This window comes from Roseospira visakhapatnamensis, from assembly GCF_014197915.1.
In the GTDB taxonomy this organism is placed as follows: Bacteria; Pseudomonadota; Alphaproteobacteria; order Rhodospirillales; family Rhodospirillaceae; genus Rhodospira; species Rhodospira visakhapatnamensis.
Map to the genome: position 1 here is coordinate 19,611 of NZ_JACIGK010000022.1, position 25,780 is coordinate 45,390.

General features: G+C 69.2%; 23 protein-coding genes. 6 read left to right on the forward strand and 17 right to left on the reverse strand.

The annotated features are described in order from the left end of the window. Nucleotides 1-15 precede the first annotated feature (15 nt). Nucleotides 16-783: a class I SAM-dependent methyltransferase gene (locus tag GGD89_RS13720; RefSeq protein ID WP_184046239.1), complete on the reverse strand. Its 768-nt coding sequence runs from the start codon at nt 781-783 to the stop codon at nt 16-18. A gap of 475 nt (nt 784-1,258) precedes the next feature. Between GGD89_RS13720 and GGD89_RS13725 the strand changes: the two genes are divergently transcribed. Further along, on the forward strand, nt 1,259-3,328 hold the full coding sequence (locus GGD89_RS13725; protein WP_184046241.1) for a TonB-dependent receptor: 2,070 nt from the start codon (nt 1,259-1,261) through the stop codon (nt 3,326-3,328). Nucleotides 3,329-3,517: 189 nt separating this feature from the next. Here the strand turns inward: GGD89_RS13725 and cobF are convergent, their stop codons facing one another. Both cobF and cbiE read right to left on the reverse strand, forming a co-directional pair. Continuing rightward, nucleotides 3,518-4,294 (reverse strand): precorrin-6A synthase (deacetylating), encoded by a 777-nt coding sequence (gene cobF / locus GGD89_RS13730; RefSeq protein ID WP_184046243.1) that lies wholly within the window; start codon nt 4,292-4,294, stop codon nt 3,518-3,520. After that, entirely contained in the window at nt 4,291-5,544 is a 1,254-nt protein-coding gene (gene cbiE, locus GGD89_RS13735) for a precorrin-6y C5,15-methyltransferase (decarboxylating) subunit CbiE (protein WP_184046245.1), read from the reverse strand. The genes cobF and cbiE overlap by 4 nt, the downstream gene beginning before the upstream one ends. A gap of 184 nt (nt 5,545-5,728) precedes the next feature. Here cbiE and GGD89_RS13740 point away from each other — a divergent pair, with 184 nt between their 5' ends. The 3 genes from GGD89_RS13740 to cobJ are packed head-to-tail and all read left to right on the forward strand — an operon-like array spanning nt 5,729 to nt 8,844. Continuing rightward, nucleotides 5,729-6,358, forward strand: a complete 630-nt coding sequence (locus GGD89_RS13740; RefSeq protein ID WP_184046247.1) for a precorrin-8X methylmutase — start codon at nt 5,729-5,731, stop codon at nt 6,356-6,358. After that, nucleotides 6,359-7,141, forward strand: a complete 783-nt coding sequence (locus GGD89_RS13745; RefSeq protein ID WP_184046248.1) for a precorrin-2 C(20)-methyltransferase — start codon at nt 6,359-6,361, stop codon at nt 7,139-7,141. Then, nucleotides 7,138-8,844, forward strand: coding sequence for a precorrin-3B C(17)-methyltransferase (cobJ, locus tag GGD89_RS13750; protein WP_184046249.1), 1,707 nt, complete (start codon nt 7,138-7,140; stop codon nt 8,842-8,844). The genes GGD89_RS13745 and cobJ overlap by 4 nt, the downstream gene beginning before the upstream one ends. A gap of 25 nt (nt 8,845-8,869) precedes the next feature. On the opposite strand, the gene GGD89_RS13755 is transcribed toward cobJ, so the two are convergent. The 5 genes from GGD89_RS13755 to tcuA all read right to left on the reverse strand — a co-directional run bounded on the left by GGD89_RS13755 (nt 8,870) and on the right by tcuA (nt 12,858). Beyond that, nucleotides 8,870-9,172 carry a BrnA antitoxin family protein gene (locus GGD89_RS13755; protein ID WP_184046250.1) on the reverse strand — a complete coding sequence of 101 codons (303 nt, stop codon included), beginning with the start codon at nt 9,170-9,172 and terminating at the stop codon, nt 8,870-8,872. Beyond that, the gene (locus GGD89_RS13760; RefSeq protein ID WP_184046251.1) at nt 9,120-9,452 is read right to left on the reverse strand and encodes a BrnT family toxin; all 333 of its coding nucleotides are present in this window, start codon (nt 9,450-9,452) and stop codon (nt 9,120-9,122) included. The genes GGD89_RS13755 and GGD89_RS13760 overlap by 53 nt, the downstream gene beginning before the upstream one ends. Nucleotides 9,453-9,684: 232 nt before the next feature. Further along, entirely contained in the window at nt 9,685-10,464 is a 780-nt protein-coding gene (locus GGD89_RS13765; protein WP_184046252.1) for a cobalt-precorrin-6A reductase, read from the reverse strand. Further along, complete coding sequence (gene tcuB / locus GGD89_RS13770) at nt 10,461-11,579, reverse strand: tricarballylate utilization 4Fe-4S protein TcuB (RefSeq protein ID WP_184046253.1); 1,119 nt, start codon at nt 11,577-11,579, stop codon at nt 10,461-10,463. The genes GGD89_RS13765 and tcuB overlap by 4 nt, the downstream gene beginning before the upstream one ends. Beyond that, a complete protein-coding gene (gene tcuA, locus GGD89_RS13775; RefSeq protein ID WP_184046255.1) occupies nt 11,563-12,858 on the reverse strand; it encodes an FAD-dependent tricarballylate dehydrogenase TcuA in 1,296 nt (431 codons plus the stop codon). Before tcuA ends, tcuB begins: the two co-directional genes overlap by 17 nt. Nucleotides 12,859-13,056: 198 nt before the next feature. Here tcuA and GGD89_RS13780 point away from each other — a divergent pair, with 198 nt between their 5' ends. Then, nucleotides 13,057-14,304, forward strand: coding sequence for a flagellar hook-basal body complex protein (locus tag GGD89_RS13780; RefSeq protein WP_184046257.1), 1,248 nt, complete (start codon nt 13,057-13,059; stop codon nt 14,302-14,304). A gap of 17 nt (nt 14,305-14,321) precedes the next feature. Here the strand turns inward: GGD89_RS13780 and hemW are convergent, their stop codons facing one another. From hemW to GGD89_RS13800, 4 genes are all read right to left on the reverse strand, one after another. Next, nucleotides 14,322-15,521, reverse strand: a complete 1,200-nt coding sequence (hemW, locus tag GGD89_RS13785) for a radical SAM family heme chaperone HemW (RefSeq protein WP_343058608.1) — start codon at nt 15,519-15,521, stop codon at nt 14,322-14,324. Next, on the reverse strand, nt 15,515-17,083 hold the full coding sequence (gene ubiB / locus GGD89_RS13790) for a 2-polyprenylphenol 6-hydroxylase (RefSeq protein WP_184046259.1): 1,569 nt from the start codon (nt 17,081-17,083) through the stop codon (nt 15,515-15,517). The genes hemW and ubiB overlap by 7 nt, the downstream gene beginning before the upstream one ends. A gap of 102 nt (nt 17,084-17,185) precedes the next feature. Continuing rightward, nucleotides 17,186-18,079, reverse strand: coding sequence for a class I SAM-dependent methyltransferase (locus GGD89_RS13795; RefSeq protein ID WP_184046261.1), 894 nt, complete (start codon nt 18,077-18,079; stop codon nt 17,186-17,188). Nucleotides 18,080-18,150: 71 nt separating this feature from the next. Beyond that, the gene (locus tag GGD89_RS13800; RefSeq protein WP_184046263.1) at nt 18,151-19,044 is read right to left on the reverse strand and encodes a DUF4405 domain-containing protein; all 894 of its coding nucleotides are present in this window, start codon (nt 19,042-19,044) and stop codon (nt 18,151-18,153) included. Nucleotides 19,045-19,519: 475 nt separating this feature from the next. Between GGD89_RS13800 and GGD89_RS13805 the strand changes: the two genes are divergently transcribed. Beyond that, complete coding sequence (locus GGD89_RS13805) at nt 19,520-19,801, forward strand: hypothetical protein (RefSeq protein WP_184046265.1); 282 nt, start codon at nt 19,520-19,522, stop codon at nt 19,799-19,801. A 116-nt stretch (nt 19,802-19,917) separates the two neighbouring features. Here GGD89_RS13805 and GGD89_RS13810 read toward each other — a convergent pair whose 3' ends face one another. The 5 genes from GGD89_RS13810 to GGD89_RS13830 form a co-directional block, all read right to left on the reverse strand. Next, a complete protein-coding gene (locus GGD89_RS13810; RefSeq protein ID WP_221238470.1) occupies nt 19,918-20,925 on the reverse strand; it encodes an ABC transporter ATP-binding protein in 1,008 nt (335 codons plus the stop codon). Between the two features lie 17 nt (nt 20,926-20,942). After that, nucleotides 20,943-21,923 carry an ABC transporter ATP-binding protein gene (locus tag GGD89_RS13815; protein ID WP_184046269.1) on the reverse strand — a complete coding sequence of 327 codons (981 nt, stop codon included), beginning with the start codon at nt 21,921-21,923 and terminating at the stop codon, nt 20,943-20,945. A 4-nt stretch (nt 21,924-21,927) separates the two neighbouring features. Next, nucleotides 21,928-22,857, reverse strand: a complete 930-nt coding sequence (locus GGD89_RS13820) for an ABC transporter permease (RefSeq protein WP_184046271.1) — start codon at nt 22,855-22,857, stop codon at nt 21,928-21,930. After that, nucleotides 22,854-23,843, reverse strand: coding sequence for an ABC transporter permease (locus GGD89_RS13825; RefSeq protein WP_221238471.1), 990 nt, complete (start codon nt 23,841-23,843; stop codon nt 22,854-22,856). The genes GGD89_RS13820 and GGD89_RS13825 overlap by 4 nt, the downstream gene beginning before the upstream one ends. A 119-nt stretch (nt 23,844-23,962) precedes the next feature. After that, nucleotides 23,963-25,543 carry an ABC transporter substrate-binding protein gene (locus tag GGD89_RS13830; RefSeq protein WP_184046273.1) on the reverse strand — a complete coding sequence of 527 codons (1,581 nt, stop codon included), beginning with the start codon at nt 25,541-25,543 and terminating at the stop codon, nt 23,963-23,965. Between the last annotated feature and the right edge of the window lie 237 nt (nt 25,544-25,780).

Below are 25,780 nucleotides of genomic sequence, written 5' to 3' on the forward strand. Positions count from 1 at the left end.
CCGGCTGATCCCGTTTTAGGGCCTGGAAAACACGGCGGCGGGAACCGGGCTGTCCGGGAGACTCCGCGCGGTCAATCCCTCCCGGCGGGCCTCGTCCTGAAGGAGGTCCAGGCCGAAAACGTGCCAGTCCCGTTCGATCTCGAACCGCCTGAGCAGGTTGGCGCCATCGAACTCCTCATAGCGCAGGCGCCAACGGATCACGTCGTCCTTGATGGGTTGGCCCTGCAGGTGAATGTCGTAACGATTGGTCCCGACGGCGGCGGAGGCGATCCGGTAGTCGTCCACCACGCACGGCGCGGATACGGCCATCACATCCACCAGCGCGATCCCATCGGGCGTCAGACGCCGAGCCATGTCTTTCCAGAAGAAGGCCCGCTCCTCGGCGTCGAAGAATCCGATACATCCACACACGATGAAGGCACCAACGGTGTCCGGAAGACACGCGTCACCATAGGCCGCCGCCCGCACACTCACGCGAGCGCGCAGGGCCGGATCGGCGATCAGGCGCGTCATCAACCCCACGCGCATGGACGCGGACGGCTCGACCGCCAGGATGGGGTTGTCGGGCAGGGCCTCGGCGATGACGGCCACGCTCTGCCCCGTGCCGGCGCCCACGTCGACGATCCAGTCGCTCGCCGAGATCGATGCGCCACGAAGGACCGTGACAACGGACTCCTTGCGATCCTGCCAGTGACCCTCGGACAGGATGTCGTACATCTCCGCGGATTGGATGTAGTGGTCCGGCTCCGGCGCGTACCCTTTTACCTCGGTGACCTCCAGCATCGTCCTGCCTCCTTTCCCCTGGGTCCAAGAGCGGTGTCACGATCTCGAACGCCCCGGCGCGCGCAGCCCCCGGCAGCCGGCCGTCCCCACGGTCACAGCCGTGGCGCGCATCAAGCCGCGCGAACATCCCGCATAGGATTATGATCGTCCTTTGTATGATCCTATAAATGCGTATCCGACTTGCGGACGAGAATCAATCTCATAATCAACCCAAGCAAGAGGTTTTTCCGTCTTGGGTTGCTATAATGGGGATTGACGCTACGTTTTGTATGGATATTTACTCTTATTCGCATCTGAGGCGCAACTCAAAGACGACAACTCTCAGGCCGCCCTGGCACCACACCGATCCGTGATCGCGCGTTCTAATGTTGATAATAAGTCTCAATATCGTTACGGCGCGACACCGAGAGCACCAGACCATTCTCGTCGCAGTGGTTGCCCCCCCCGACAGAAAACAAAGAAGGAAACAACCGGAATGAGACGTTTCTGGCTCGCCACGGCCTCGGTTCTCGCGCTCTCGTCCGCATCCGATGCGACGGCGCAATCGGACATGGACGGATCCGACGCGCGGGCGGACCGGCCCCTCCCCGCCGAACAGGTCGGCGACGGTCAGGCCAACGCCGACAAGACGACGGTTTACCTGGCCCCGGTCCACGTCACCGCGACGAAACGTCCGGTCACCAGCTTTGACGTCATCGGCAACGTCTCGGTTCAGACATCGGATCAACTTGAAGCGGCGGCCGCCACGAAAACGGAAGATCTAGGCAGCGTATTTCCCGAGCTTTCCAACATGAATCGGGGGACCCGCCTCTACAACAACATGACCATTCGTGGTCAGTCCGGGGCCGATTATTTCTCCCCCAGCGTCGGTCTCTATGTTGATGGCGTTCCACAGCTTTCTCAGAGTTACGCTCAGTCCCTCCTGGGTCTGGAGCAGGTCGAGTTGCTCAAGGGGCCGCAGGGCGTCATTTACGGACGCGGCACCCTGGGTGGCGTCTTGAGCCTTGTCACCCGGACCCCGGACGACGAGCCGGAGGTCTGGGGCGGCTTCGAGTACTACGGTCGCGGCATACGCTCCGACCTTGGCGCCAGCAGCGGCTTCCTCGACAGCGGCTGGGCCGTTCAGGCCATGATGATGGATGACCGCCACTTCGGGACCCTCGACAACCCGGATCGGGGCGAGGAGAACGTCGACACGTCGGAAACGACGGGCGGCTGGATGTCCCTGCATTATCGCTCTCCCACGCACCCGTTCGAGACCCGTGTTCGCGCGGGTCTGGAGACGTACCGGTCCAGTGAAGAATACTTCGTGCCCTTTTCCCCACTCTCCCGCGATCGGGTGAACTGGAACGCCCTCGGCGCCACCGACAGGCCCGACCTGGAACGGGTGCTGAAGCACGTCACCTGGGACGCCATGTACGACGTGTCCGACACATGGTCGCTGAAGGCGATCGCCGCCTATCAGTCCATGGAGCTGGATCGCATGTTCTTGGAGGGGACGAATACCGTCGACTCTCAGAACAGCCTGTTCACGGAAGTTCGCGCGAACTACGACACCGATACCCTGAATACGGTGATGGGGCTTTCTTTTCAGAAGCTTCGATATGAACACGAGAATGTCGCCGAAGGTCTCTGGGGCATGGGCGGCAAGATTTCGAACAACGACATCTACAATTACGCCGCGTTCGCCGATGGCGCCTGGCGCTTCCATCCGCAATGGGAAATCAGCGCCGGCGCGCGCGTCTCTCTTGAGAGCGCCGAGACGGAAATGGTCCTCGAGGAGGATGGCGTCGACGTCCACTATTCCAATGATGACCGGTTCTTTTCCGTGACGCCGCGCGTGGCGCTGGCATGGCTGCCCAATGACCAGAACCGGTTCTGGATTGGATTCGGGCAGGGGTTCAAGCCCGGTGGCTTCAACAAGGAAGGTGTGTCCGCCCAGGATGCCACGTCTTACGAGTCGGAAACCGCGACCAACATCGAGGCCGGCTGGAAGTGGGCCAGTCGTGACTACAGGCATGCCGCCGAACTCACCGGATACGCCATCTTCAGCCAGGACGTCCAGGGCTACGCCGGTCCGCCGGCCGGCATGTACCTGACGAACATGGGGGATGCCCGCAGCCTTGGCGTCGAAGCCACGTGGAAATCCGAAGTCATCGACGATCACGTGATCTCCATCGGCGGCATGTACAATGATTCCCGCTTCACCAATGGCCAGTATGAAGGCAACAAGGTTGCCTATGCGCCGCAATACAGCGCGCTCGTGGCCTGGGACGGACGGTACGGGTCGGACAAACAGATCCAGTCCCGTGTGGCTCTGCGACAGAACGGGCCATTCTACTTCAATGAGTCCAACGACCTGCGTCAGGACAGCTACACGATTCTGGATGCCAGCCTGATGTGGGACACCGGTTATGGCGTCGAAACCGGCGTCTATGCCAAGAACCTCTTGGATACCGAGTATCGTACCACGGCGTTCGAAGGGGTCGGCGCCCAGCTCGGCGCGCCTCGGGAAGTCGGGCTCAGGATCCGATTCCGGTTGTAGCGAACAGCCGTCGGAGTCCAGGCCGTGACTGCTGTCCCCCCGCCGAGGCCGAAGCCCGCTATCATGAGACCCGTCGGGAGGCCACGATGGCGGCGGAGCACTCACACCAACCAGCCTCCGCCAAACCCGGGGCGGTTCAGATGGTGAGGCACCGAAGAAAACACAGGTGCCCGGGGGCGGCCGCGCGCCTCACCCCCCCTTGGGAGCCCGCCGGCGCAGCAGGTAGGTGTCCATGACCCAGCCCTTGCGAGCGCGCTGGTCCTGGATGGTGCGGGAGATGCGCTCGGCCACGTCCCCCAGCGGCCCGGCGATCAGCACCTCGTCCGGGGTGCCGACGTCGCCGCCCCAGAAGATGTCCATGTCCGGCTGATCGGCCAGCCGGCGGAAGGCATCGCGCGAATCCAGCATCACCACGCTGTTGGTAACCGCCGCCGGATCGCCGGTCTCGATCTGGCGGCCGGTGGTGATGGTGATGGATTCCCCAACCCGATTGAGCGTCACCTTGTGCCTGGCGGTCAGGGCCTGCACGCAGGTGATGCCGGGGAACACCTCGAACGTCACGTCGTCGCGGCCGTCGGCGATCAGATCGTGGAGGTTTTGCAGAGTGCCGTCGTAGAGCGCCGGATCGCCCCAAAGGAGGAACCCGCCGATCTCGCCGTCGGCCATCTCGGTGTCGATCAGGTCGGCGATCACCTGGGTACGGCGCTTGCGCCAGTCCTCCACCGCGCCGGCGTAGTCGGCGGACTCCCGGTCCCGCTTCGGGCTGGCCCCGGTGGCGATACGATAGGGACGATCGCTGGCGTGCCGCTCCAGGATCTCGCGGCGGAAGCGGATCAGCGAGTCCTTGCCCTCGCCCTCCTTCTCCAGGACGAAGAACACGTCCACGCGGCGCATGGCTTTGATGGCCGCCAGTGTGAGCGCGTCCGGATCGCCCGGGCCGATGCCGATCAGGTAGATTGTCTTCATGAGGACCCATCCTGAGGTTCGCCGACGGCTGGCTTGCGCGCCGACAGCAGGGTGACGGGCATGGCCGGCCGCCAGCCGTGGAAGCCGCCCAGCGGCCGGGCGTGCGACACCGACAGCCGAGTCAGGTCGCCCCGCCAGCGGGCCTGAAGGGCAACCAGGGCGGCCTCGCCCTCCAGGGTGACGGCGTTGGCCACCAACCGCCCGCCCGGTGGCAGGGCGCCCCAGCAGCGCTCGGCCACGCCGGGCACGGTCACGCCGCCGCCGATGAACACCGCGTCCGGCGCCGCCAGGCCATCCAGGGCCTCGGGCGCGCGGCCGGCGACGATCTCCAGGCCGGGGACGCCCAGGGCCTCCCGGTTGGCCTCGATGAAGGCGCGACGGTCGGCGCGGGTCTCGATGGCGATGGCCTGGCACGCCGGGTGGCTGCGCATCCACTCGATGCTCACGGAGCCACAGCCGGCGCCCACGTCCCACAACAGTTCACCCGGCCGGGGCGCCAGCCGCGCCAGGGTGACGGCGCGCTGGTCGCGCTTGGTGATCTGGCCGTCCTGGGCGAAGGCCTCGTCGGGCAGCCCGGCCAGACGCGACAGCCCGCCCCCAACCCCGCCCCCGGCGCCAGCGTCGGCATGACAGTCAAGGGCGATCACCGCCAGGTCGGCACCGGGCGCATGGGACCAGGCATCGGCCCGCCCCTCCAGGCGGCGTTCGCGCGGACCGCCCAGGTGCTCCAGCACCGTGATCGCGCTGGCCCCGAAGCCACGCGCCGCCAGCAGCGCCGCCACATGCGCCACCGTCGTGCCGTCCTCGGCCAGCAGCAACAGCCGCGCGCCCTCCGTCAGCAGGGGATGCAGCGCGGCCAGCGGTCGGCCGTGCAAAGGCAGCACCGGCACCTGGTGCAGCGGCCAGCCCAAGCGCGCCGCCGCCAGGGACACCGACGACGGCGCGGAAAACACGCGCATCTCCGCCACGGGCACCCGCGCGGCCAGGGTCGCCCCCACGCCGAACAGCATCGGGTCGCCGCTGGCCAGCACGCACACCGGCTTGCCGCGCCGGCTCAGAATCCACGCACACCCCTCGGAAAAAGGGCTCGGCCAGGGGTGGCGCGCCTGCCCCTGGTTCTCGGGCAGAAGCGCCAGATGCCGCGCCCCGCCGATCACCACGGGCGCCCCCAGCACCGCATCGCGGGCCGCCTCGCCCAGGCCGGCGAGACCGTCCTCGCCGATGCCCACCACGGTCAACCACGGCTCCATGGATGTTCCTCGCCCCGAGACGCCAACCGGCGCGGTGATACGCCACACCCCCGGCGCTGGCAAGCCTCGCCCCCCGCCCCGCCGTCGCGCGCCCGCGCGGGCGCGTCATGCTGTCGTGGGGGGTTTCGGCTCCGGGCTGGCTGGTGTACAACGCCGCTCCGTTTCTCCGCCGGATCTTGCCCGCATGCTCGACTACCTCCGCGACGCCCACGCCATCTACCGCCGGTCCTTCGCCATCATCCGCGCCGAGGCCGACCTGTCCCGCATCCCCGCCGATCTGGAGGACGTGGCGGTGCGCGTCGCCCACGCCTGCGGCATGCCGGACGTCATCGACGACCTGTCGTTCTCCAAGGGGGCCGGCACCGCCGGCCGCGCCGCCCTGGCCGCCGGCAAGCCCATCCTGTGCGATTGTCGCATGGTGGCCGAGGGGATCACGCGGTCTCGCCTGCCGGCCGACAATGCGGTGCTCTGCACCCTGAACGACCCCGGCGTGCGCGAGAAGGCCGCCGAGATGGGCACCACGCGCTCGGCGGCGGCGGTGGAGCTGTGGCGCCCCCATCTGGACGGCGCCATTGTCGCCATCGGCAACGCGCCGACCGCGTTGTTCCACCTGTTGGCGCTGCTGGATGACGGCGCGCCCAAACCCGCGCTGATCCTGGGCTTCCCGGTGGGCTATGTGGGCGCCGCCGAGTCCAAGGACGCCCTGGCCACCGACCCGCGCGGCGTCCCCTTCGTGGTGGTGCGCGGCCGGCGCGGCGGCAGCGCCATGGTTTCCGCCGCCGTCAACGCCCTGGGGCTTGAGGAGCACGCCTGAATGACCGCCGCGAAAGGGCGCCTGTTCGGTCTGGGCGTCGGTCCGGGTGACCCGGAGCTCATCACCGTCAAGGCCCTCAATCGGCTGCGGGCGGCGCCGGTGGTGGCCTACCCCACCTCGCACGGCCGCAAGGGTCAGGCGCTGACCATCGTCGAGGGCTACTTGCGCGACGAGCAACAGCGGCTGCCCATGGTCTTCCCGGTGACCACGGAAAAGCTGCCGCCGCCGTTCGACTACGAGACGGAGGTGCGGCGCTTCTACGATGACTCCGCCGCCGCCGTCGCCGCCCATCTGGACGCCGGTCGCGACGTGGCGGTGCTGTGCGAGGGCGATCCGTTCTTCTACGGCTCGTTCATGTACCTGCACGACCGGCTGGCGCGGCGGTACGAGACCGAGGTGGTGCCGGGTGTGTGCTCCATCCTCGCCGGCGCGGCGGTGCTGGGGACGCCCCTGGTCTACCGCGACCAGAGCCTGTCGGTGTTGTCGGGCGTGATGACGGAAGAGGACCTGCGCCAGCGCCTGGCCGCCGCCGACGCCGCCGCCATCATGAAGCTGGGCACCACCTTCGCCAAGGTGCGCCGGGTGGTGGCGGATCTGGGCCTGATGGACCGGGCGCTGTACGTGGAGCGGGCCACCATGGGCGCCCAGCGCGTCGCCCCGCTGGCCGAGGTGGACCCGAAGACCGTGCCTTACTTCTCGCTGATCCTCATCCCCGGTCCCACCTGGCCGGGGTCGGGACCAGGGTCTGGGCGGGGGGCCGGGCCAGGACCGGCCGCCGGATGACCACGGCGGCGATCGTCATCCTCGGCCAGGGCAGCCTTGGGACCGCGCGGCGCATCCAGGCCGCGCTGGAACCGGGCACCCCGATCCATGGCCTGACCGGCCGGGTCGAGGGCGCCGACGTCGGCTACGAGTCCTTCGGCGAGACTCTGCGTGGGCTGCACCGGGACGACGTGGCGGTGATCGCCCTGTGCGCCAGCGGCATCGTCATCCGCGCCCTGGCCCCCCTGCTCCAGAACAAGCGCAGCGAGCCGCCGGTGCTGGCGGTGGCCGAGGACGGCAGCGCCGTGGTGCCGCTGCTGGGGGGGCTGCGTGGCGTCAACGGGCTGGCCCAGCGGGTGGGCGCGGCGCTGGGCACGGCGCCGGCCATCACCACCACCGGGGAGGTCCGCTTCGGCCTGACCCTGGAGGCGCCACCGGCCGGCTATGTCGCCCGCGATCCCGGAGCGTCCAAGGCGTTCATGTCGGACCTGTTGGGCGGCGCAACCGCGCGCCTGGAAGGGCATGCACCCTGGATCGCCGACAGCCGCCTGCCGCTCACCGAGGATGGCGGCCGGGTGATCCGTGTGACACCCGAGGACCGGGACGCCGCGCCCGGCGACCTTGTGTTCCACCCCGCGACCGTGGTGGTGGCGGTGGAGGCCGGGGACCCGGCCCTGCCCGCGCGGGTGGCCGAGGCGCTGGCCAAGGGCGGACTGGCCCACCAGGCGGTGGCGATGCTGCTGGCCCGCGCCCGGGACGCGGCCCATCCCGAGGTCCATCAGGCCGCCGCCGCGCTGGGCTGCCCGCTGCGCTTCGTGGACGCGCCCTCCGCCGAAGCCATGGCGGATCTGGCGATCCCCGAGGACGCGCGGGCGCGGCCCCTGGCCACCCATGGCCCCGTGGCCCTGGCCGTGGCCACCACCCCCGAAACCGTCCGGCCGATCGGCCGGCCGCGCGGCCGGCTGGCCGTGGTGGGCCTGGGACCGGGCACGTCCGGCCTCTGCGCCCCGGTGGTGCGCGAGGAACTGCGCCGCGCCACCCACTGGATCGGCTACGAGACCTATCTTCGCATGGCCGGCAGGCCGCGCCCCGACCAGGTGGTGCTGGGCTCGGACAACCGCGTGGAGATGGACCGCGCCCGCCATGCCTTCGCCCTGGCCGCCGAGGGCGCGCGGGTGGCGGTGGTCTCCTCGGGCGATCCGGGCGTGTTCGCCATGGCCACGGCGGTCATGGAGGCCCTGCACGAAAACGACGATCCCGCCTGGCACGGCGTGGATCTGGCCATTTTGCCCGGCATCTCGGCGGCGCAGGGGGCGGCGGCGCTGGTCGGGGCGCCGCTGGGCCATGACTTCTGCGTGATCTCGCTGTCCGACAACCTGAAGCCGCTGGACGTGATCCTGGACCGCGTCGAGCATGCCGCCCGCGCCGACCTGGCCATGGCGCTCTACAACCCGGTGTCCAGGGCCCGACCGTGGCAATTGACCCGCGTGCTGGAACGGCTGTTGACCGTGCGCGCGGCCGGGACCCCGGTGGTGCTGGCCCGCGACGTGGGCCGCCCGGCCCAGGCGGTCACCGTCACCACCCTGGGCGCGGTCCGGCCCGAGCAGGTGGACATGCGCACCGTGGTCCTGGTGGGGTCCTCCGCCACACGCACCTTCGGGCGCGTCGCCGACGGCGGCACCTGGGTGTATTCGCCCCGGTGGTACGTCAAGGGCGAGGGCTGAGCGGCGGCCGGGTGGCGCGACGCCGTCAATGGCCGCGCATGGCCTCCATGTAGGTGCGCAGCACCGCGTTGATGCGCGTCTGATACCCCGGCCCCTGCGCCTTGAACCACGCCAGGATATCCGGATCCAGCCGCAACGAGACAGGCCGCTTGCGCGGGGCCAGCACCTCCGCCCCACGCCACCAGTCGGCGTCCGGCATGGGTGGTGCCTCCGGGTCGTCCGCCACCCGCCGCGCCACCTCCTCGTCGCTGAGCGCATCAAGCGCCTCAAGCTCCTCAGGGTGGGGGGTGAGTTCGTTCCAGGATTTCCGTGTAACGCGCTCGGTCATGGGCTCCTGCCTTCCAGGCCGAAATGATGCGGCAGACGTCCCCCGATCGCGGGGTGAACACCACCGTCAGGCATCTCCCCTGCACCATGCCCAGGGCGATGAACCGCTGTTCGCCATAGTCCCACCGGTCATCTTCCCGGACGATCACAGGTCCTTTAAATATCGCTGCTGCGGTCTCGAAGGAAAGGCCGTGCTTTCTTAGATTGGACTGAGACTTGGCCTCATCCCATTCATAAAATTCCCATTCACTTTCGAGGTCGACCCAATCGTAATCTGACATTGAGAGCTCCGACGTATGTGGATTTCATCATGTTCGTTCTTCCTTTTTCCGGGGCTATCGTGCCCCGGCCACATTGAAGCTCTTCTCATACGTGCATTTTTCTGCATGCACTATTTTTTTATTTTATGTCGCATTTGTGCCAACGATTCGGCACGACTTTAAGATAAGGCGACAGTCCGACCCCGTCAATATAATACGTAAATACAGCCTCGTCTCATGCCTGGTCGACGTATCACCAGCGCATCTGCGGGGCAGATCCTGTCACATTCTCCAGCCACGCCAGCGCCTCGGCCACGGTGGCCACCACGGGCACGCCGGCCGGCCGGGGCGGGCGGTCGCGCATCACCACCCGCACCCCCAGCGCCCGGGCCGCCGTCAGCTTGGCGTCGGTGGCCGTGCCGCCGCTGTTCTTGCAGACGATGGCGTCGATGCCCCGCTCCCGCAGCAGCGCCGTTTCACCCTCCAGGGTGAAGGGGCCGCGCGCGAGCAACACCTCGGCCGCCGCGAAGGGCGGCATGGGATCCGGCGCCTCCACCGAGCGGATCAGAAACCACGTCCCGGGCAGCGCGGCGAAGGGCGCCAGGTCCTGGCGCCCCAGGGCCAGCAGCACGCGGCGCGCGTCCATGTCCCGAAGCTCCGCCACCGCGCCGTCCCAGTTCGTCACGCCCACCCAGCGGTCCCCGGGCACGGGCCGCCAGGCCGGCCGCTCCAGCCGCAGCAGAGGCACCCCGGCGGCGGCGCAGCCCTCGGCGGCGTTCCAGCCCATGCGCGCGGCGAAGGGGTGGGTGGCGTCGATCACCGCCGTGATGCCCGAGTCCGCCAGATAGCGCGCCAGCCCCTCGGCGCCGCCGAAGCCGCCCACCCGCATCTCTCCCGCCGGAGGGCGCGGCCGTCCCGTGCGCCCGGCCAGCGAGGAGACCGGCCGCCAGCGGGGATGGGCCGCCAGGGCCTCGGCCAGGGCATAACCCTCGGTGGTCCCGCCCAGAATCAGCACGGGCGCGCGGTCTGTCATGACTCCTCCCGATGTTGGGGTGTTCGCCGTTCGATCGCCGCGCGCAGGATCGCCAGGGCGCGAAACGGCGCGTGCATCAGGCGGCCGAGCGGCAGGGTGACGAACAGGGCCAGCACCGTCCCCAGGTGCAGGGCCAGCAGCATCCCCATGGCGGCAGTCCCACGCAGCAGAAGCAGAGCGAGGCCGCTGGCCGACGCCGCCGCCAGCAGGGCCAGCAACAGGGCGCCGTCGGCCCTGGTCTCCAGGGCCTGGGGGGCGGGATCGGCCCGCGCGCGCAACCCCGCCATGCCGGCCACGCCCGCCAGCAGGGACACGCCGCCCACGGTGCCCAGCAGCACCGGCGCGCTGAACCACGGATAAGGCGCCCTCATCCCCAGCAGATGATGCGCGATGGCCGCCGAGACCGTCGCCGCGACGGTCAACAGAAATCCATACAGGATCAGGTGGTGCATGCGCCGCCGCCAGGGCGAGAAGCGGTCGTCAAGATCGTTGCAGCCCACCCCGCCCCCGTCCAGGTGACGCAGCGCCAGCATATCGCCCAGGGCCCGGGGCAACGCCCGCAGGACCTGGCGGGGCGATCCACCACCAATGACCCGCCAGAAGCGAGCCATGGCCACGCCGACCCAGGCCAGCGGCGGCAGCAGCGCCAGCGCCGCCCCCCAGACCATCGGCCCGCGCGGGATCACCGCATGGAAGGCGCCGGGGCCGGGGTGAGGCGCAAACAGCACCTCCCACGGAACCCATGCCAGCGTCACCACCGGCACCAGCAGCGTGCAGGCCAGGGCCAGAAGGGCGCCGCCCCCGGCTCCTCCCGGCCACGGGATCCCCGCCATCCGCCGCCAGGACAGCGCCCGCACCCGCGCCAGCGCCGCCGGCAGGGCGACGGCGAAGGCATGGGGCGGCCGGTACTGGCAGGCATACCAGCAGCCTCGGCAGTCGTGGCACAGGTTGGCCAGATACAGCAGGTCGGCGTCGGTCAGGGCGGGCCGGGCGTCGGCGGCGCGGAACACCGGGCAGTAGCCGTTGCAGTACTTGCACACCACGCAAACGGTCATCTGCCGCCGCGCCTCGTCCAAAAGGGCGCGATCATCCCGATCCTCACAGGTCAAGGGCATGACGCGCGGCCTCCTCTCCGGCCCGGCGCCCGAACACCGCGCTCACGGTCAACGCGGTGCCGGACAGATAGCGCCCGCCCAACAGGGCCGGCGCCATGATCATCCCGGCGGCGAACACGCCCGGCCATGGGCGCCCCCGTCCGTCCAGCACCCGGGCGCGGTCGTCCACCCGCACCCCCAGTCCGGTGAAGGTCAGGCCGGGCCGCAGGGACAGCGTGAACCAGGGGGGGCCGCCACCGGGACCATGGCACGCCAGGGTCCCGGCCAGACGACCGGCATCGAGCCCGAGGCACGCCGCCAGCGCCAGCGTGTCCAACGTCCGAACCGGGGGATACACCCGGGGGCCGAGGCGCGCCAGCCCCGCCGCGTCCAGGATCACGTGCGCGATCTGGCCGGGAGCCTCGGCCACCAGCCGCCCCCAATTGGCATAGCGCGGCGAGCCCCTCTCCGCCGCCGGGTCCACCAGCGGCCGGCCGTCGCGGTCCAGCACCAGGCCGTCGGTCATGCCCTCGGCGCGGGTCACGATGCCGCCGTCATCAGCCGGGGACCGGGCGTCCACCGCCACCAGGTGACCCCGCGCCGCATCGCCGACCGGCATCGCCCCCTGATCCAGCAGCGCCCGCAGCAGGCGCCCGTCCGCATGGGGCGTGCCCCGGTTGACGAACCCGTCGGCGGCCGGCCCGAAGGTCTCACGAAGCCAGCCACGGTTGGCCTGGAAGCCGCCGGTGGCCACCACCACGGCGCCGGTCGCGATCCGCCGGGTCGCGCCGTCCCGGGTAATCGTGACGCCACCGCCGGGGTCCACGTCCGCCACCGTCACCCCATGACGCACCACGACCCCCAACCGCGCGGCGGTCCGAACCAGGGCGTTGACCATGGCCGTGCCGCCCCCCAGCAGGAACACCGTGCGCCGCGAATAGGGCAGCATGCCGCCCGCGCGCGGCTGAAAGGCCACGCCCTGGGCCGCCAGCCAGGCCGGCAGGTCCACCGAGTCCGCCACCAGCCGCGCCGCCAGGGCCTCGTCCAGGGTATCCCCGCCCACCCGGCGCAGGTCGGTCCGGAACTCGGCCTCGGGATAGGCGTCGGCGACCAGCGGGGACGGCCCGTCGTGGGCCACCCGCATGTTGCGGGCATGTCGGGTGTTCCCCCCCCGAAGCGCCTCCGGCGCCTGATCCAGCAGCCAGACCGACGCCCCCGCCCGCCGCGCGACGATGGCCGCGCAGAGGGCGGCCAGGCCACCGCCGGCCACCAGCACCTCCGGTGGGCCGTCCGCCGTCATGGACGCGTGGTCCCGGCAAACCCGGCGCCGCGCCCCAGCGCCACGCGGCAACTCCTGCCGGGCAAGGAGCGTCGCCCCGCATCACCGGGTCCGCCAACACCCTGAACGGCAAGGCCTTGACGACCCGTCCGCGCTGGCACGGGGTGTGCTTCTCCGACAGGTGGTGTGGTCTGTCCCGAGCCCAGTCGGAGCCTCGACATGAGCGTGTTCGCCTCCCTGCATACCTCGTCCCAGGCCATGATGACGCAATCCCACGTGATGGAGCGCATCAGCGGCAACGTGGCCAACATCAATACCACGGGCTACAAGAGCTTCAACGCGCACCTCCAGGATTCGGTCAACCACATCAACACCAAGGGGACGTTCCTGACGGTGGACGCCGTGGACGTGCGCCAGGCCGACAAGCAGGGCATCATCCAGTCCACCGGGCGCGACCTGGACGTGGCCATCAACGGCCAGGGGTTCTTCATCACCAATCCGGCCTTCGATGGCACCGGCACCCAGCACTTCACGCGCAACGGCTCGACCGGCATGCGGGTGGCCGACGACGGCAACGCCTACCTGACCACCCTGGACGGCCAGTACTTCATGGGATGGTCCGCCGACGCCACCGACGCCGACGGCACCATCGACACCACCCAGCCGCTGGCCCCCATCCAGGTCAACAGCGCGGACAGCCTGCCGGGCGCCGCCACGACGGCCATCACCTACGCGGCCAACGTGGATGCCGGCAGCACCACGGGGCACACCTTCGAAAGCCGCGTATGGTCCAACCCGGACGAGACCGGGAAGAACGATCCCTATGCCCTGGTCATGACCTGGCAGCCGAGGTCCGACGAACTCAACACCTGGACCGTGAGCTACAGCGTCCGCGATCCGCTCGGCGCCACCACCACGCTGGCCGACACCACCACGGTGGCCTTCGGCGGGACCGGCCGCTACCTCACCCCGACCGAGGACATCACGGTGACCGTGCCCTTCGCCGACGGCACCGACACCACCGTCACCCTGGACCTGACGGGCATGACCCAGTACGGCGACACCGGCTTCCAGGAGCACTACCAGGACGCCAACGGCTATCCCGACGGGACCCTGGCGGGGGTTTCGTTCGACGTGTTCGGGCAGTTGACCGCGCGATACAGCAATGGCGAGGCCCGCGTGCTGTCACAACTGGCGCTCGCCGACTTCCCCGCGCCGCAAAACCTGCTGGATGCCGGGTCGACCATGTTCACCTACAGGGTGGAGGCCGGCGAGCCCGATATCTTCGCGGTCACGAACACACTGGCGCGCACGGCCATCATTCCGGGATCCCTGGAAGGCTCGACCGTCGATCTGGCCCAGGAATTCACCACCATGATCACCACCCAGAAGGCCTATTCGTCCTCGGCCACGGTCTACCGCAGCAGCGACGAGATGATCCGCACCGCGACAGACCTGAAGCAGTAGGCGGCCCCGACCGCCCCCTACCCCGCCAGCAGCCGCCCCGTCACCGCGTTGAGGCAAAGGCGCCCGGCCGGCGTGGTCGCCAGCCGCCGGCCATCCCAGGTCACCAGGTCCAGATCGGCCAACGCGGCCAGCGCCTTGCCATCCACCACGTCGGTGAGCGGCATCCCCGACAGCCGCGCGAACCGCGTGGCGTCTATCCCCTCGGTCAGGCGCAGCCCCACCAGCACCCGCTCCACGGCGCGCTCGGCCGGCGTCAGGGCCGCCCGCTCCGCCACCCCGTGGCCGTCGCGGGCCACCCGGTCCAGCCAGGCGCCGGGGTGGGAGATGCAGCGCGTCGCCACGCCCCCCATCCGTCCATGCGCGCCCGGACCGATGCCGATGTAATCGCCACCCCGCCAGATGTCCCGGTTGTGCCGGCATTCAACCCCGGACCGGGCGTGGTTCGACACCTCGTAGGCCGGCATCCCGGCGGCGGCGGTCAGATCCTGAGTCACCTCGAACAGGTCCGCCGCCCAGTCTTCCCGGATGTCCTCGTCCGGCAAGGACAGCAGCCCGGCCCGGGCGCGGCCGAAGAAGGCGGTGCCGCGCTCGATGGTCAACTGGTAGAGCGACAGGTGCTCGGTCCCCAGCGCCAGCGCCTCCCGCAGCGACGCCGTCCAGTCCTCCCGGGTCTGCCCGGGCGCGGCGTAGATCAGATCGATGGACACGCGCGGAAAGGTGGCTTGGGCCAGGTCCAGCGCCGCCAGCGCCTCGGACCGGTCGTGACGGCGCCCCAGGACGGCGAGGATCGCGTCGTCCAGCGCCTGCACCCCCAGGGACAACCGGGTCACCCCGGCGGCGCGCACCCCGGCGAAGCGCGCCCGGTCCACGGCGCCCGGGTTGGCCTCCAGGGTGACCTCCAGGTCGGGGGCCAGGGGAAACAGGCGGGCGGCGGCGTCCAGCACGGCGCCGACGATGGCCGGGTCCATCAGCGAGGGTGTGCCGCCGCCAAAGAACACGCTGGCCAGAGACGCGCGCGGCCGCCCGTTCGCGACGGACTCCATCTCGCGGACATAGGCGCGTGCCCAGACGTCAGGGTCCGGATCCCGAAGGACATGGCTGTTGAAATCACAGTACGGACACTTGGACAGGCACCAGGGCCAGTGCACATACAGGCCAAGGTCCGGGTCGCCGGCCGATCCGTCGACGGTCGGCGCGAACCCCGGCCTCGTCACCACCCGACCGTCAACTGAACGGCCAGCAAGGTCCCCAGCACCGCCACCAGCATCCACGGCAGGATCATCAGCATCGCGTTGGAGCGCTTCGGCCGCATGGCCTTGACCGTTTCCGGATGCAGGCGCAGGCCGTCGGCGCTGAGCAACGCGGCGGCGCGGTCCGCATGGGCCAGGATGCGCGGCAGGCGCTCGGCGGTACTCTGCAGGGTGTCCATGCCGTCCCGCAGGCGGCCCATGGGTCCCATGGTCTCGGCCATCCAGGACTCGATCAGCGGCTGCGCCAGTTCCCACATGTTCACGTCGGGCGCCACGCGGCGGCCCACGCCCTCGGTCACCAGCATGCTCTTCTGCAGCATGAGCAGCGACGGCTGGGCCTCCATGTGGAAGGTCTCGGTCACCTGGAAGAGTTGGGCCAGCAGGCGGGCGATGGAGATTTCGGCGAGCGGCTTGCCCATGATCGGCTCGGCGATGGAGCGGCTGGCCTGGGTGAACGCCTCCACCGACTGGTCGGCGGGGACCCAGCCGGCCACGAAATGCGCCTCGGCCACGCGCCGGTAGTCGGCGGTCAGGAACCCCAGCAGCATTTGCCCCAGGGTGCGCCGGGTGGACGGGTCGATACGGCCCATGATGCCGAAGTCCACGGCGACGACGGTGCCGTCCGGCTCCACGAACAGGTTGCCCGGGTGCATGTCGGCGTGAAAGAAGCCGTCTCGGAAGACCATGTTGAAGAAGGCATTGGAGGCGCGGCGAATGACCTCCAGCGGGTCCAGGCCGGCGGCGACCAGGTGGTCCACCTCGTCCACCGGCAGGCCGACGATGCGCTCCTGCGTCATCACCCGCTGGGCGGTGCGGGTCCAGTCCACATCGGGCACGCGGAAGGTCTCGTCGCCGGCGAAGTTCTCGGCCATCTCGCAGGCGGCGGCGGCCTCGAAACGCAGGTCCATTTCCATGTGCACCGACGCCTCGAAGGTGCGCACGGTCTCGGAGGGCTTCAGGCGCCGCAACGCCGGCTGGGTGGCCTCCATCACCTCCGCCAGCCAGTCCATCAGCGCCAGGTCGCGCCGGAACGCCTCGTCCACGCCCGGACGCAACACCTTGACCGCCACCTTGCGGCCCTCGGGGTAGCTGTCCTCGGGATGCGTGATGGCGAAGTGCACCTGGGCGATGGAGGCCGCGGCCACCGGCTCCGGCTCGAAGGTGAGGAACACCGCCTCAAGCGGGCGATCCAGTTCGGACTCGACGATGCGCCGCACCTCGTCGAAGGAAAACGGCGGCAACTGGTCCTGAAGCTCGGTCAGGTCGGTGGCGACCTCCTCGCCCAGCAGGTCGGTGCGAATGGACAGGGCCTGCCCGACCTTGATCGCCGTCGGTCCCAGTTCGGTGAGCGCGCGGGCCAGTCGCTGACCCGGTCGTCCGGGCGCGTCCCGGCGCGACACCAGCCGCGCGGCCGCCACCACCGGCGCCGCCACGCCCACCCTGTCCAGCAGGAACAGGGCATCGTGACGGGCCATGACGCGGGCGATCACCCACAGCCGGGAGAGATTGCGAAAGAGACGGGGTGTCATCACCGGAGCGTGGATCCTGCCGCATGCGACGGGCGGTCGTAAGTCATGACCGGGGTCCTGGACGGAAGCAAGGCCGGCGCGCCCGGCCGGCCGGAAAGCGGATCACAGGCGCCAGCCCGAGTGGATGGCGGCGATACCGCCGGACAGGTTGCGGTGGCGCGGGCGCCGCAGCCCGGCCGCCGCCATGCGCCGGCACAACTCCTGCTGCGGCGGGAACCGGCGAATGCTCTCGGCCAGATACTGGTACGCCTCTTTGTTTCCGGCCACGAAGCGGCCCAGGTTGGGCAGCACCGAGAACGAATAGGTATCATACAGCTTGTCCAGCACCGGCATGACCACCGTGCTGAACTCCAGGCAGAAGAAGCGCCCCCCCGGCTTCAGCACCCGGCGCGCCTCGGCCAGGGCGGCGTCGATGTTGGTCACGTTCCGCAGGCAGAAGGCGATGGTGTAGACGTCGACGCTGGCGTCGGCCACCGGCAGGGTCTCGGCATCGCCCACCAGCCACTCCAGGCCCTCGACGAGCCCCCGGTTCATGGCCCGGTCGCGGCCCACGGTGATCATCTCGGCGTTGATGTCGCAGACCATCACCCGGCCCCCGCCCGGCGGCCCGGCCAGGGCATGGGCCGCGTCGTCCTGGTCCGGCCGGTCCGATCCGGTGTCGTCCAGCGGCGCGGCGCGGCGGGCATCGGCGCGGGCGCGGCGCTCCATGCGCTCCAGGATGCGGAAGGCGATGTCGCCGGTGCCCCCGCCCACGTCCAGGCAGGTCATACCCGGACGCGGCGCCACCTGGGCCACGAACGAGTCCTTCCAGAGACGATGAACGCCACCGCTCATCAGGTCATTCATGAGGTCATAGCGGCCGGCGACGGAGTCGAACACGTCGCGCACGAGCCCCGCCTTTTCGGCGCGGCCCACGGTACGATACCCGAAATGGGTGGTGTCCGGACCGGCCTGGGAAGCGCCGGCGGCGGAGCGGTCGGAGGTCTGCTGCGTCATGGCGCGCACCTTACCGGAACACGGTGGGGGGGGCTAGACGGATCTTGCGGGCCACGCGGCGCTGGGCCGGGTCACTCGCCGGACGACGCGGACCGGGCCCCCAGGGCCACGGCCAGCACCGCCAGGGGCGGGCGGCCGGCGGCCTCCGCCACGGTCTTGAGGCGGTCCTCCGGCGTGGCCTCGATGCCCTGACGGGACAGGCGCCACAGCAGCGCCTCCACCGGTTGACCCTCCTCGGCGGCCAGGTCGGCCAGCGCGCGGCGCCCCACGCCCGTGCCGGCGAAACGGGCCTCGATGGTCTGGACGGTCGGCGGCCCCGTGTCCGGTGACGAGGCCGCCTCCGCCGAGACGTCCTCCAGGACGGCATAGACCACGGACGGGGGCAACCCGTTGTCGTCGGCGATGCGGCGCAAGGTGGTCCGGCGGCCATCGGCAATCGTCAGGCCGGCGGCGGTCAAGGCGGCCAGCGCCGCGTCGGGGTCCTTGTGCGTGCGGAACGCCAGCGCGGCCAGCGAAACCTCCTCGGCATGGCCGAAGGGCGGCTGGTCCTCCGGCGCGGGCGCCCAGGCGTCGCGCGCGGCCTCGTTCAGGTCGAGCACGAGGGTCACCGGCGGCACGCGCAGCACCGCGCCCACCGACAGCGCCCCCAGGATGACCAGCGCCGCCAGCCCCTCGACGCGGGGGATGGCGTGTCCCCGCGCCCGGGTCCGCAGGTGATGCAGGAACGGCTTCCAGTTGTTGACCAGATGCCAGACGCCGGCCCCCAGGAACAGGACGCTCGCCACGATGTGCCAGTCGCCCCACTGGTCCTTGGTCAGACCCAACAGGGTCCAGTCGACCCAGTGCGCCACCCGACCCGGCGGCGCCAGGAACAGCATCACCCCACTGACCGCCATGACCACGAACCCGCCGGCCACCAGCAGGGAAATCAACCCACGCCCGTTGAAGGGCTTGCGCGCCGCCATGGAGTCCTCCCGTGACCAAACGCATGTGGCGCAAGAACACGCGCCGGACGGCGGACCGTCAACCCCATCCCGCAATCGCCGGCCCCGCATCCATGCATGCCGGGAATGACCAGCCATCACTTCACGTCATACCCGAAAGGGCCGACACTGCCGGCTTGCGTTTGGCCGGCACCGACCCGCGTGTCCGCCTGGACAAGTCCCAAGACGCCGCGACGCCGCCCGCCGCCCTGGCGGGACATGGGGTGATCGAGGAGGTCCGCACGGGCGAGGGTGTCTGGGCCGGGCACCGTCAGACATCACGACAACCGGTATGGCACGACGGAGAGTCGCCGGGCGCGCATCGGCGCCCGCGATACCGGACCGCATGGCCTTCCAGCCGCCGCGCCCTTGTATCCCCCACGCGACCGGCAACCGGTGGCCGGAGCGCGGTTCCATGTTTTGGGAAGAATTTGGGTTTTTGGGAAGAGTTTGGACGATGATAACGCTTGAAGATTGCTGTGGCCTGAGTGGCGCGCGGCCGGACGAGGTCATCGTGGTGGCCTACCACGAACGCATGGCGCCCATCCTGGCGGCGGGCAAGGTGCACGGCCTGCTCGCCGAACCAAGGGGCGGCGACACCCTGCGGCGGATGATCCTGGACGAACAGGCCCGCGCCGACGGCCGGGGCGACGGGGCGCGCGTCGAGGCCCTGGCGATTCTGTATCGGGAGGCGTGCCACCTCTACCCGCAAGAGACCGCGTGCCCCGAGAGCCCGTGACAGGAGGACGGGCGGCGGATCCGCCCGCGACGGCGGGCGACCGGTCCATGGTTTCAGTCAGCCGATCGAGCGCCTCGCGCACGTGACCGTCGCTCGGGGTCAGGTCACGGATCCCCCTACCCCCGCCCCTCCTCCACCGCATGGCAGGCGACCAGGGTGCCGTCATCCTGGGCCAGCGGCCTGGGCACCTCGGCCGAGCAGCGCGCGTTGGCCAGCGGACACCGGTCGTGGAACACGCAGCCCGAGGGCAGGTTCATGGCCGAGGGCACCTCGCCGGGCAGGCCGGGGGGCTTCATCTCCTCGGTGCTGACGCGCGGGATGGCCGACAGCAGGATGCGCGTGTACGGGTGTCGGGGGGTCTCGAAAAGCGCTTGGGTGGTCGCCAGTTCGCACAGGCTGCCCAGATACATGACCCCCACCCGGGTGCCGAAGTGGCGCACCACGGACAGGTCGTGGGTGATGAACAGGTAGGTGAGGTCGCGCTGATCCCGCGCGTCCATCATCACGTTCAGCACCTGCGCCTGAATGGAGACGTCCAGGGCCGAGATGGGCTCGTCGGCGACCACGAACTCCGGATCGACCATCAACGCCCGGGCGATGGAGATGCGCTGGCGCTGGCCGCCCGAGAACTCGTGCGGGTAGCGGGAAATCCAGGTCGGATCATTGCCCACGGAGACCATCACCCGTTCGACGGTCTCCCGGACCTCGGCGTCAGACAACTCCGGGAGGTGGAAGCGCAACGGCTCCTCCAGGGTCTGCCGGACGGTGCGGCGCGGATTGAGCGACGCATAGGGGTTCTGGAAGATCATCTGCATACGCCGGTGGAACGGCCGGCGCGCCTTGTGACGCAGGCCGTCGATGCGGGTGCCGTCGAAGTGGATCTCCCCCGAACTGGGCGGCAGCAATCCCATGATCACCCGGGCCAGGGTGGATTTGCCGCAGCCGGACTCGCCCACCAGGCAGAAGGACTCACCCCGGCGAACGGCGATGGACACGTCGTTCAGCGCCTTCACCTCGCGCCGGGTCCGCTCCAGGAAATGGCTGCCCAGGTCGAAAACCTTGCGGACGGCGCGGGCCTCCACCAACACCCGATCGCGGGCCGGGGTCGAGGCCGGGTCCGTCATGGTCGTCGCGGTCCCGCTCATGCCGCCACCCCGCTCGCCAGGTCTCGCGCCCGCACACAGCGCACCCGGTGGCCGTCCAGGTCCTCCAGCGCCGGCAGGGCGTCGCGGCACCGATCCTCGACAAAGTCGCAGCGGGGGTTGAAGGGGCAGCCCTCGGGAACGGCGGTCAACGGCGGCATGGAGCCCCGGATCTGGTTCAGCCGCGCGCCCGGTGTCCCCTCGCCCGGCAGCGCCGCCAGCAGGCCGCGCGTGTAGGGGTGCACGGGATCCTGCACCACGCGGGCGGTCTCGCCGGTTTCCACCACCCGGCCGGCATACAGCACCACCACCCGCTGGGTCACCTGGGAGACCACGGCCAGGTCGTGGGTGATCAGGATCAGCCCCACCCCGTGCGTTTTGCACAGGTCGAGCATCAGGCTCATGATCTCCGCCTGGATGGTGACGTCGAGCGCCGTGGTGGGCTCGTCGGCGATGATCAGCGCCGGCTCGGTCAACAGGGCGATGGCGATCACCACGCGCTGGCGCATGCCGCCCGACAACTCGTGCGGATAGGACTCGAGGCGCTTCTCCGGCGAGGGGATCTTGACCTCCCCCAGGCGGGTGATGGCGATCCGGCGGGCCTCGGCGTCACCGATGCGCCGGTGCGCCTTCAGGGTCTCCACCATCTGGGTGCCGATGGTCAGCACCGGGTTCAGGGTCATCATCGGATCCTGGAAGATCATGCTGATGCGGTCGCCCCGCACCCGGCGCATCTGGTGGGTGGACAGGCGGGTGAGGTCCTGGCCCTCGAACAGGATCGACCCGCCGGCGATGCGCCCCGGCCGGCCGATCAGATTGAGGATGGCGAAGGCGGCGACGCTCTTGCCGGCGCCGGACTCGCCGACGATGCCCAGGCGCTCGCCCCGGTCCACGGTGAAATCGACGTCGTGCAACGCCGTCAGCACGCCCTGGCGCGTGGGGAACTCCACCCGCAGGTCGCGGACATCAAGAAGCGGCATGGACTTAGCCCTTGAACAGTCTGGGGTTCAGCACGTCGCGCAGCCAGTCTCCCAGCAGGTTGATGGCCAGGATCAGGGTGATCAACGCAATGCTGGGGAAGGTGGTGATCCACCAGGCACCACTGAAGATGTACTCGAAGCCGGAGCTGATCAGCGACCCCAGCGACGGCATGGTCACCGGCATCCCCAGGCCCAGGAAGGACAGCGCCGCCTCGCTGATGATGGCGTTGGCCACCTGCACGGTGGAGATCACCAAGAGCGGCGACAGCGTGTTCGGCAGGATGTGGCGGGCCATGATGGTCGGCGCCGACAGGCCGATGACGCGGGCCGCGTCCACGTATTCCTTCTTCTTCTCGGCCAGCACCGAGGCGCGGATGGTGCGCGCGTACTGGGGCCATTCGGCGAAGCCGATCACCAGGACCAGCATGACGATGGCCATGTCCTCGTAGAACTCGGCCCCGACGGCGGCCTTGAACACCGCCAGGGCGATGATGGCCAGCATCAGCGTGGACATGGCCAACTGGATGTCGGCCAGACGCATGAAGAAGGCGTCCACCTTGCCGCCCAGGTAGCCCGAAACCAGGCCGATGACGATGCCCAGCGTCATTTGCACCATCACCGCGAACACGCCGATGACAATGGAGATGCGCAGACCGTAGAGGATGGCGCTGAGAAGGTCACGGCCCTGGACGTCCGTGCCCAGGGGGAAGGCGGCTTCTCCCCCGGACGTCCAGACCGGCGGGATCTCGGAATTCATGATGTCGATCTGCGCCGGGTCGTGCGGGTTCATGCTCGACAGCCATGGTGCCAGCAGCGCCGCCAGCACGAAGGCGACCAGGATCGCGAAGGCCGTCAGGGCCACGGGATCGCGCCGGAACCGATAGAGGACGTCGGAGCCCAGGAGGGCCGTCAGGCGGGCGGTCAGGTGAGTCATGACGGAGCCCCCACCAGACGCACGGTTGGATTGACCAGGGTGTAAATCAGGTCAACCACGGTGTTGGTGACCACGAAGATCAATCCCACGACGATGATGTAGGCGATGATCAGCGGCGTATCGACGCGCGTCACCGCCTCGATGAACATGAAGCCCAGGCCCGGCCACTGAAACACCGTCTCGGTGAGAATGGTGTAGGCCAGCATGAGGCCGATCTGGACGCCGCCCACGGTGATCACCGGCAGCAGCGTGTTCTTGAACGCATGCAGGAACCACACCCGCCGGGGGGCCAGACCCTTGGCCCAGGCATAGCGGATGTAGTCCTGTTCCAGCACCTCCATCATCTCGGAGCGGATCAGGCGGATGAACAGCGGCAGGAAGATCGACGACAGGGCGATGCTGGGCAGGACCAGGTGGGATATCCCCTCGCCGGTCAGGAAGCCGGTTTTCCAGCCGGGGACAATCTCCACCAGGGACTCGCCGCGCCCGAACGAGGGCAGCCAGCCCAGGTTCACCGAGAACAGATAGATGAGGAAGATGGCGGTCAGGAACACGGGGATGGAAATGCCGACGATGCTGGCTCCCATGGCCGCCTGGGAGAGCCAGGAGCGGGGCTGGATGGCGCACCAGCAACCCAGCGGCACGGATACCAGCACAATGATGATGGCGGCGCCGATCACCAGGTCGACGGTGGCCGGGAACTTGTCGGCGATCACGTCCAGCGCCGGACGCTTGAAATGGTAGGAAACGCCAAGGTCACCCTGCACCGCGTTGCCCAGGAAACGCCAGTATTGTTCCAGGAAGGGATCATTCAGGCCCATGCGGTCGCGCAGGGCCTCCCGCTCGGCCTCCGACACGGCTTGCCCCACCAGTTCTCGCAAGGGGTCGCCCAGGTTGTCCTGGATGGAAAAGCCGATGAGGCTGATGACGAACATCACCAGAACGGCTTGCAGGAGGCGCTTGATCAGAAAGGCGACAATGGCCATGGCGGTTCCAGGGGACGGGAAGCAAGGGACGGGAAGCAAGGGATGGCGCGCGCATCACCGAACGCGACAGAGGGAGGCCGGCAGGGACGCCGGCCTCCCTCCACCCGTTAGGCAGACCGTTAGTCGATGACCAGGTCACCCAGGTACGGGAAGTCCATGACGTTGACGATATCCTCGATATGCACGCCGTCGCGCGACGCCCAGGACAAGTCCTGCCAGTGCAGCGGCACGAAGGCGGCGTCCTCGTACAGCAGTCGTTCCACCTGCTGCAAGACCTTGGCGCGGGCCTCCTGGTCCACCATGGACTGGGACTGAATGATCAGCTTGTCCACCTCGGGATTCGAGTAGTTGCCGGAGTTGTACTGGCCGTAGCCGGTTTCCGCATCCGGGGTCATCAGCAGGAATTCGGTGTAGTTGGCCGAGTCCTCGGTGTCGGGATGCCAGCCGATCATCATGATGTCGGCGGCGCGCACGTCGAACTCGGGCCAGTACTGCGCCTTGGGGATGGTGGTCAGATCAACCTTGATGTTGATCCGGGCCAGCATGGCCGCCGCCGCCTCGGCGATCTTGTCGTCGTTCACATAGCGGTTGTTGGGCGCCATCATGGTGATGGAGAACCCATCCTCATAGCCGGCCTCGGCCATCAGCGCCTTGGCCTTGTCCAGATCGTAGCGGGGCTTCAGGTCGGCCGCGTGCCCCACCTGACCGGGCGCGCTCTGCTGCGCGGCGACGGTGGCGAAGCCCTTCATGATCTTGTCGACGATGCCCTGGTTGTTGATCGCGTACACGATGGCCTGACGCACGCGCGGGTCCTTGAAGGCCTCGACCCGGTCCTGGTTCATCTGCAACGTGATGATCCGGGTGCCACCCATGGTCACAAGGTTGACGCCCTCTTCGTTGCCCAGTCGCTCCAGGTCGGTGGGCGGCACCGGCTTGATGAAGTCCACGCCGCCGGACAGCAGCGAGGCCACGCGGGTCGGGTCTTCCTTGATCGGCGTGAAGATGATCTCGGTGACATTGCCCGGGGACTCGGTGTCCCAGTAGTCGGCGAAGCGCTCGAACTCCACGCGGACACCCTGTTCACGCGCCCGCACCACGAAGGGGCCGGTGCCCGACGCATTGGTCGAGGCGAACGTGCTGCCGTGCTTGACGATGGCGTCCTTGGGCTTCCCGTTGTCGTCGGTGCCGGTGTAGAACGCCTTGTCCATGGGGAACAGGTAGGTGGCCAGGTTCAGGACCAGCGGGTACGGCTCGACCGTCACCAGATCCACGGTGTGGTCGTCGATGATCTTGGCGCCCTCGAACGGCTCGAACAGGGCCTTGAAGTCCGGGCTCCCCTTCAGGCGCTCCAGGGTGAAGACCACGTCCTCGGCGGTGAACGGATTGCCGCTGTGGAACACGACCCCCTCGCGCAGGTGGAAGCGCATGGTCAGGTCGTCGATCTGCTCCCAGCTCTCGGCCAGGCGCGGTTCGTACTCCAACTCCTTGGTGAAGCGCACCAGGGGGTCGAACACCATGTGCGCCATTTCCAGGGTCCCGCCGGAAAGCTGCTCTTGCGGGTCCAGCGAGACCGGATCGGCGTCATAGGCCATGCGCAGGGTCTTGGCCTCGGCCGGCGCGACTCCGGCGATCCCCGCGCCGACCGCCACCGCGCAAGCCAGCAGCGCGCCAGTGGCGATTTTGGTGAACTGGAACGTCATGCCTTGGATCTCTCCCTGATGGGGTTGGGGGTGGGAGCCCGCGGTGCCGGCCCTTGGCGGCGGCGCCTCGCATACCGTCGAGACGGGCGGGAAACTTCCCAGTCCAGGTTCCGTGGTACACCACCCGCGAGGAACAGGCAAAGGTCCATTGGACGGCGCCGTCCACGCCTTTGGCGGGTTCAGGATACGGTCCGCGACCTTGGGTTCGCCACGAGTCCCATGGGAACATCGGCCGCC